The organism is Falsiroseomonas sp., from assembly GCF_041690465.1.
GTDB lineage: Bacteria > Pseudomonadota > Alphaproteobacteria > Acetobacterales > Acetobacteraceae > Falsiroseomonas.
Genome location: NZ_JAWLHG010000049.1, coordinates 22,228 through 29,336, shown reverse-complemented (window position 1 = coordinate 29,336; position 7,109 = coordinate 22,228). Strand labels below are relative to the sequence as shown.

At 67.9% G+C, this 7,109-nt stretch carries 5 protein-coding genes and 2 pseudogenes; 1 reads left to right on the top strand and 6 read right to left on the bottom strand.

Features of this window, described 5'->3' with window-relative positions; genetic code table 11:
* Positions 1 to 236 precede the first annotated feature (236 nt).
* The 5 genes and pseudogenes from ACESM1_RS26675 to ACESM1_RS26655 all read right to left on the bottom strand — a co-directional run.
* A pseudogene (locus ACESM1_RS26675) lies at positions 237 to 1,208 on the bottom strand (IS3 family transposase); the annotation flags it as partial.
* A gap of 250 nt (positions 1,209 to 1,458) precedes the next feature.
* Positions 1,459 to 2,604: a CaiB/BaiF CoA transferase family protein gene (locus ACESM1_RS26670; protein WP_372624265.1), complete on the bottom strand. Its 1,146-nt coding sequence runs from the start codon at positions 2,602 to 2,604 to the stop codon at positions 1,459 to 1,461.
* Positions 2,601 to 3,053 carry a Zn-ribbon domain-containing OB-fold protein gene (locus tag ACESM1_RS26665; protein ID WP_372624264.1) on the bottom strand — a complete coding sequence of 151 codons (453 nt, stop codon included), beginning with the start codon at positions 3,051 to 3,053 and terminating at the stop codon, positions 2,601 to 2,603. Before ACESM1_RS26665 ends, ACESM1_RS26670 begins: the two co-directional genes overlap by 4 nt.
* Complete coding sequence (locus ACESM1_RS26660) at positions 3,050 to 4,267, bottom strand: thiolase family protein (RefSeq protein ID WP_372624263.1); 1,218 nt, start codon at positions 4,265 to 4,267, stop codon at positions 3,050 to 3,052. Before ACESM1_RS26660 ends, ACESM1_RS26665 begins: the two co-directional genes overlap by 4 nt.
* A 157-nt stretch (positions 4,268 to 4,424) precedes the next feature.
* Complete coding sequence (locus ACESM1_RS26655; RefSeq protein WP_372624268.1) at positions 4,425 to 5,552, bottom strand: Bug family tripartite tricarboxylate transporter substrate binding protein; 1,128 nt, start codon at positions 5,550 to 5,552, stop codon at positions 4,425 to 4,427.
* On the opposite strand from ACESM1_RS26655, the gene ACESM1_RS26650 reads away from it, so the two are divergent.
* Complete coding sequence (locus tag ACESM1_RS26650) at positions 5,530 to 6,312, top strand: IclR family transcriptional regulator C-terminal domain-containing protein (RefSeq protein WP_372624262.1); 783 nt, start codon at positions 5,530 to 5,532, stop codon at positions 6,310 to 6,312. The genes ACESM1_RS26655 and ACESM1_RS26650 overlap by 23 nt on opposite strands.
* A gap of 447 nt (positions 6,313 to 6,759) precedes the next feature.
* On the opposite strand, the pseudogene ACESM1_RS26645 reads toward ACESM1_RS26650, so the two are convergent.
* Positions 6,760 to 7,053: pseudogene (locus ACESM1_RS26645) on the bottom strand (IS256 family transposase); the annotation flags it as partial.
* Between the last annotated feature and the right edge of the window lie 56 nt (positions 7,054 to 7,109).

The window sequence follows — 7,109 nt, the reverse complement described above, 5'->3', positions numbered from 1 at the left end:
CTCCGCCTCCAGCCAAAGCTGGACGCCTACGAATCACACCCTGCCGCGCCGCATCCAATCACAAGCCGATTCCAGCCTGGGCTACTCGGGTCTAGGAGCTGGAAGAGCACCGCGACGCGTGCGTCGTCGGATCCGTCATGCGTGCCAATGATGTGCGGCGCGAAGGCCTTCAGCTGCTGCCGCGCCGGCCGCGGCATGGCGTCGTTGAGCGGGATGGCGAAGGCGCGGATCAGCAGGGAGCCGGTCTCGAAGGCATGCAGGTAGACGCACTCGTATTCCAGGCTGCGCCACAGCCGCTCGATGAACACGTTGTCCATCCAGCGGCCGCGGCCGTCCATGGACATTCGCACTCGGCCCGTTGCAGCAGGCCGGTGAAGCGCGGCGAGGTCAACTGACTGGCCTGGTCGGTATTGAAGATCTCCGGCCGCCCGAACCGCGCCAGCGCCTTTTCCAACGCCTCAAGGCAGAACTCGACGTCGAGGGTGTTCGACACCCGCCAGGCCAGCACCGTGCGCGTCGCCCAGTCCATCACCGCGACCAGGTAGAGGAAGCCGCGCCGCATCGGCAGGTAGGTAATGTCGGCGCACCAGACCTGGTTCGGGCGGTCGATCGTCATGTCCCGCAGCAGATAGGGGAAGATCCTGTGCTCGGGATGCGGGATCGTCGTCGGCGGCCGCTGGTAGATCGGCGCCAGGCCAATCTTCGCCATCAGCCTTCGCACCCGCTTGCGGCCGACGGCGTAGCCTTCGCGGCGCAGGTGCCGCGCCATCTGCCGCGAGCCGTACCAGGGCGTCTCCAGGAACTGCGCGTCGATCAGCCGCATCAGTTCCAGATTCAGCGGCGTCTCCCCGGCAGGCCGGTGGTAGACCCCCGACCGGCTGATCGAGACCAGCGCGCACCGCCGCACGATCGACAACTGCGGGTGCTCCGGTTCGCCATCATCTGGCGTCGCCGCTCGAGGCTCATCAGCCGGACATGTTGGCCAAAAAATCCCGTTCCACCAGGAGCTGACCGATCTTTGCGTGCAGCTTCTCGACCTCCGCCTCTGTCGCCTTGGCCGTCTCGACTGCCGCCGTCTTGCCGGAGAACACCGAGGCCAGACCCTCCAGAGCCTGCCGCTTCCATTCGCCGACCATCGTCTGGTGAATGCCATGCTTGGCCGCCAGCTGCGCCGCCGTCAGCTCACCCCGCAGCGCCTCCAGCGCCACTTACGCCTTGAACTCCGCCGAATATCTGCGGCGATTCTCATCCTTCCCGGTGACCGGAAGCCGCAGCAGCCTGTGCAGTCCGACGCAAGCCTCGGCGTCGGCGAAGTCGGCGTCGCGTAGGTTGTCGCAGTAGAAGGGCGAGCGGTCGGAGCAGGTAGCGAAGCTGGCGCGGCGAGGCAGCGGCGCCGCGCGTGCGCTGGGCAGCGGGGTCGCGCGTCTCACCTCCGGCTGAACATCGCCGCAGCCCCGCTCATACCACGCCCCACTCGCGCAGCACCTCCTCCGTATGCGCGCCGAGCGCGGGCGGGCTGCGCAGGTCGCCGTCCCGCGCCACCGCCTTCCAAGGCATGCCAGCAGTGGTAATACGCCGTCCCGCGTAGTCAACCTGCTGCAGCATGCCCCGGCGTGCCAGCTGCTCCAGTGCCATCACTTCGGGCAGCGTGTTGATCGGCTCCGCGGGGATGCCGGCGGCGTCGAAGGCGGCGAGCCACTCGGCCGCGGGACGGGTCATCAAGATCGCCTCGATCGCCGGCACCAGCGTGGCACGGTTGGTGTTGCGGGCCGGCGGGTCGGCGTAGCGCGGATCGGCGCCGAATGCGGCGAACTCCGGCAGCTCGACGAAGCTGGCCCAGGTCTTCTCGTTGGTCACCGCAATGACGATTTCGCGGTCGGCGCAGCGCAGGCTCTCGTAGGGCGCCATCAGCGGATGCGCGTTGCCCCAGCGCCGCGGCGTCGCGTCCGACATGCCCCAGGCGGCAATGGACTGGCCCATCAATGCCACCAAGCCGTCCAGCATGGAGATGTCGAGGTAGCACCCTTCGCCCGTGCGGCCGCGCTCCATCAGCGCACCCATGACCGTAACGACGGCGGACAGCCCGCCCATGGTGTCGGCGACCGGCGCAGCGGCCTTTACGGGGCGGCCATCCGGCTCGCCGGTCTGCGCCATCAGCCCGCCCACAGCCTGCACCATCAGGTCCACCGCCGGCCGCTTCGCCATCGGGCCGTCCTGCCCGTAGCCGCTGATCGAGCAGTAGATGACGTCGGGGCGCACGGCGCGCACCGCCGCGTAGTCCAGGCCGAAGCGCTTGACGGTACCGGGGCGGAAGTTCTCCACGAACACATCGCAGCGCCGCGCCAGCGCGAGGCAGGTCTCGCGCCCCTCCGACGTGCGCAGGTCGAGAGCCACCGACCGCTTGTTGCGGTTGTAGCCGATCAGCGTCGGCCCGGCGTCGCCGGCAAAGGGTGGGCCCCAGTGGCGCGTCTCGTCCCCCGCGCGTGGCTCCTCAATCTTCACCACATCGGCGCCGAGGTCGCCCAGCACCATGGTGCAGAGCGGCCCAGCCAGCGCCCGCGTCGTGTCGAGGATGCGGACGCCCGCGAGCGGCCCCGCGCTCACGCCGCCTCCACCCGGAAGATTGGCATCAGGTTGCCGAGCTCAAGGACACGGAAGTCCACGCGGACCGGCGCACCGATCGCGACCTTCCCGCCCTCGAAGCGTGTGAAGAGGTGCACGCCCTCCTCCAGGTGCACCAGGCCGACGACATAGGGCGTGGAGCCGGCGAAGGCCGGGCTGGGGGCGCGGTGCACGTCCGAGAAGCTGTACACGGTGCCGCGGCCGGAGGCGCGCTTCCATTCCAGCGCATCAGAGCCGCAATCCGTGCAGACGATCCGCTTCGGGTGGAAGTCGCGGTTGCAGGCCCGGCAATGCTTCAGGCGAAGCTCGCGCTGAGCGACGCCGTCCCAGTAGCCCTTCGTTTCGGGCGAGGGCTGGTAGAGGCCGATGAACCAGTCGCCCGCCTTCAGCGGCAGGCCGCGCGACCAGTCGGTGATGGGCGCCTCGCTCATGTCACAGGCTCCTTGGTCAGGATGACCACCGAGTGGCAGGCCAGCGGCCCGCCATGCATATGCACGATGCCGGCCTTCGCATTAGGCAGCTGCCGGCCCTCGGCACGGCCGTGCAACTGGTCCACCAGTTCCTTCAGATTGTAGAGGCCCTGTGCCACCTGCCCGAAGGAGAGATAGCCGCCAATGGTGTTGAAGGGCAGGCCGCCGTCATAGGCGATGCCGCCATCGCCGACGAAGCGTCCGCCCTCACCGCGCGGGCAGAAGCCCATTTCCTCCAGCATCATCAGGTTGGCGTAGCTGAACGGGGCGGAGGTCTCGGCGAGGTCCATCTCCGTGGGCTTCAGGCCCGACATCGCATAGGCCTGCTTCGCCGCAACGCCGGCGCCTGTCTGGATCAGGTCTGGCCCGTCCTCGAAAGGTGCGTAGCCCCAGCCGCCCATGCGCTCGCCAATCCATTCATGGGTGTTGCACTGGCCGAAGCCGGCCAGCCAGGTCTGCTCCGCGTGCCGAGCCTTAGCGATATCGGCGCGGGTCAGCACCACCGCCGTGGCGATGCCGCCGGGATACCACACTGCGCAATCCAACATGCGCAGCGGCGAGGCGATCATGCGCGAGTTCAGCACCTCCTCCACGGTGATCGGGCCCTTGTGCCGCATCGCGGCGTGCGGATGGTCCAGCGCCCAACGCCGGTTCTCCACCGCAACCTGCGCCGCCATCTCCGGCGTTACGCCGTATTCGTGCATGTAGCGGCAAAAGCTCTGCGCGTAGATCGAGGGCGTCGAGGGACCGTAGGGCGCTTCGAACTGCAGGTCGCCTTCCCAGGCGGCGTTGGAGCCCACCTGGTCCATCCAAATGCCGCTTGCCTCGTTCGTCACGCAGAGCGCGTAGTCGATCACGCCCGCATGCAGCGCGGTGGCGGCGAGCTGCAGTGCACCGAGCGAGCCACCGCCATGGGAGCTGACCTCGCTCGAGAACATCGGGCCGATCTTCAGCTCGTTCAGCAATGCTTGGTTGTACTGCAGCACCATGTAGGATTGCGGCGTACGGCCGGTGAACAGCGCACCCACCTGGTGCCGCTTGATACCGGCCCTGGCCATCGCCTCCCGCGCTGCGACGGCGGCCAGCAGTAGCGGCGTCTTCGGCTCAGGGTCCGTCTTCCACGCCATCGCCCGGCCCATGCCGACGATGGCGGTGGCGCATCGCATCTGACTCATATGCTTTCCCTCAAGCGTCGTGCGCCGGCACGCATGCGGCGTGGCGCGCGCGTATCCGCGCGCGTGGCTTCGCGCCACTCGGCCCAGGCTGCATTCGCGGCTTCGACCCGCTGCGCGGACCGCATCGGCCGTCCTTGCCGGCCGCGCAATGCATGCCTCATTCCACCTTGGCGCCGGAATCGGCGACGACCTTGCGGTAGCGCTCGATCTCGGCGGCGATGAAGCCGCGGAACTCACCCGGCGGCATGTAGGTGATCTGCGTGCCCGCGGCGGCGAAGCCGGAGACAATCTCCGGGGTCTCCAGCGTGCGGCGGATCGCATCGGCCAGGATATTCACCCGTTCCGCCGGAACGCCGGCCGGCCCGAAGATGCCGAACCAGGATGCGGCGACGAAATCATCGAAGCCGGACTCGATCATGGTCGGCGCATCAGGCAGCCAGGGCAGCCGCGTCTGCCCGCAGGTGGCCAGCACACGCAGCCGCCCGGCCTCCACATGCGGCTTCAGTGGCTGCCAGGGATAGAACATCATGGAAGTGTCGCCGTTGATGAGCCCGGCGAAAAGCAGCGCACCGCTGCTATAGGGCACGTGCGTGATGTCGATGCCCGCCTGCACGCGAAGCGCCGAGCCGGTCAGGTGCGCCGTCGTGCCGATGCCCGAGGAGGCGTAGTTGATCTGCCCCGGCCGCGACTTCGCCAGCGCCACCAGTTCCGACACTGAGCGCGCGGGAAGCTGGCTCGGCACCACCAGCACCATCGGCTGCGTCGCGAGCCGCGCGATCGGCGTGAAGTCCGCTACAGGATCGTATGGCATGCGGCGATAGAGGCTGACGTTGATCGCGTGCGTCTGGCTACCAGCGAAAAGCAGTGTGTAGCCATCGCCCGGGCTGCGTGCGACGGCCTCGGTGCCGACGATGCCGCCCGCGCCGCTGCGGTTCTCGACAACTGGACGATGGCCGAGCACGTCGCCCAGCACACCAGCGAGCTGGCGCGCCGCGAGGTCAGTTGCGGTGCCGGCGGCATAGGGCACGATCAAACGCGGCGGCCGGTCCGGGAATCGTTCCTGGCCGCGGGCACCGGGCGCGAGCAGCCCGGCCGACAGCGAGCCGGCCAGCGCGGCCAATCCTGTACGACGTGTCAGCATGGTCTTTCCTCCCTCGGATTGCTTGTCTAGACTTCCGCTATGCGGAAACTTATCCGTTATGCGGAAGCGTAGGAGCGCCACGCCGGTCATGTCAACGAAACACACCTCGCGGCACGCCGACTTGGCCCGCGACGAGCTGCGCACGCTCGCCAAGGGTCTCGCCGTCATCGAGGCGTTCGACGCGACACATCCGGAGATGACGCTGAGCGATGTGGCGCGCCGCACCGCCATCAGCCCAGGCTCGGCGCAGCGCATTCTGCGGACGCTGGCGAGCCTCGGCTATGTCGGCAGCGACGGCCTGCGCTTCTCACTTCGGCCGCGCGCGCTGCAGCTCGGCTACGCCTATCTCTCCTCGCTGCCGCTGGCGGCCGTTGCGCAGCCACTGCTCTCCTCCCTCACCGCGCAGCTGGAAGGCTCCTGCTCGCTGGCGCTGCTGGACGGCGATGCGGTGGTCTACGTCGCGCGTGCTTCGGCACGACGGCTGGCGCGCGACTACATGTCGATCGGCACGCGCATGCCGGCACATGCCACCTCGGTCGGCAAGGTACTGCTCGCTGCGCTGTCACCCGATGCCGTCGACGCCGTCCTAGCCCACGCGACATTGGAGCAGCTGACGCCGAATACGCTCTGCAAGCCGGATGCAATTCGCGCTGCGGTTCGCCAGGCAGCGGTCGCCGGCTACGCGATCAACGATCAGGAGACGATCATGGGCCTGCGCTCGATCGCCGTGCCGGTCGTGAGCGATGGCCGGGTGATAGCTGCTCTCGGCGCGAGTGCCGAAGTCGTGCACACTACGCTTGCTACCATGGAGGGCGAATGGCTGCGAAGCCTTCGTGCCACGACGGCCGACTTTGCTTCGGCGCTATCTGCCCGTGAGACCCCGTCTTACGCCTACCGCAGGTGAGCATACGGAATTTCTGTCGCAGCGTCACACGCAGCCGCAGTGCTGAAGCCTCGGCGCCGGAGCCGAAGCGCAGTTGGTTGCAGGAGACGACGAGAATGGCGATGCAGCCGTTGATGCAGGACCGAGCGCCGTGTGGTCACACAATCTTGCCCATCGGCCGGGCGGTCAGGTGCCAGCGTGATCGAGGTCTACGACAGCCAGATCGCGGCGCTCGAGCGCACCGTGGAGGGAGTGCGACTGGGATCGAACCGTCTCCGGTTGCCTGGCGCCAAATCATTGACCGAACGCCGGTCTGCTCGGCCCGTTGCAGAAGGAGGCAGTGCCCTGGGGACGGTCTCCCCACTGCTGCCAATGGCACCCTCAGACGCTGCCGCGCCGCCGACCGGTGCCGTCGCGAAGGCTGTTCGGATCCGCTCGCGCCGCCGCCGGCGATCTGACGGTATCGGTTCAGGCGACGAGGTCAACCGCGCTGTCGGCGAGTGGCTGGCCGAGGCTCTGCCAGCCTTCGACCTTGCGCATGGTGACACAGCCCGCGGCGAGCAGCGCCCAGAACAGCATTGCCGCTGTTTCCGCCGACGGCAGCACCGTCTGCGTCTTGATCCGGCACTTGAACTCACCATGGCGGCGCTCGTTAGCGTTTGTCGTCCGCACCGACTTCCATTGGCCCGTACGCGGGCGCGTGAATATGGACAGCCGCTCGCCGGCCTCGTCCAAGCTGCCGGCAACAGTGCGGCGCCGCAGATACAAATTGAATCCGGAATTACATTCCCTACACGTCAGAGCATTCCGGCATTTTG

Excerpts from the sequence above, each read along its gene's own strand:
- ACESM1_RS26665 (WP_372624264.1), bottom strand. The coding sequence starts at position 3,053 with ATGAGCGAGGCGCCCATCACCGACTGGTCGCGCGGCCTGCCGCTGAAG.
- ACESM1_RS26660 (WP_372624263.1), bottom strand. The coding sequence starts at position 4,267 with ATGAGTCAGATGCGATGCGCCACCGCCATCGTCGGCATGGGCCGGGCG.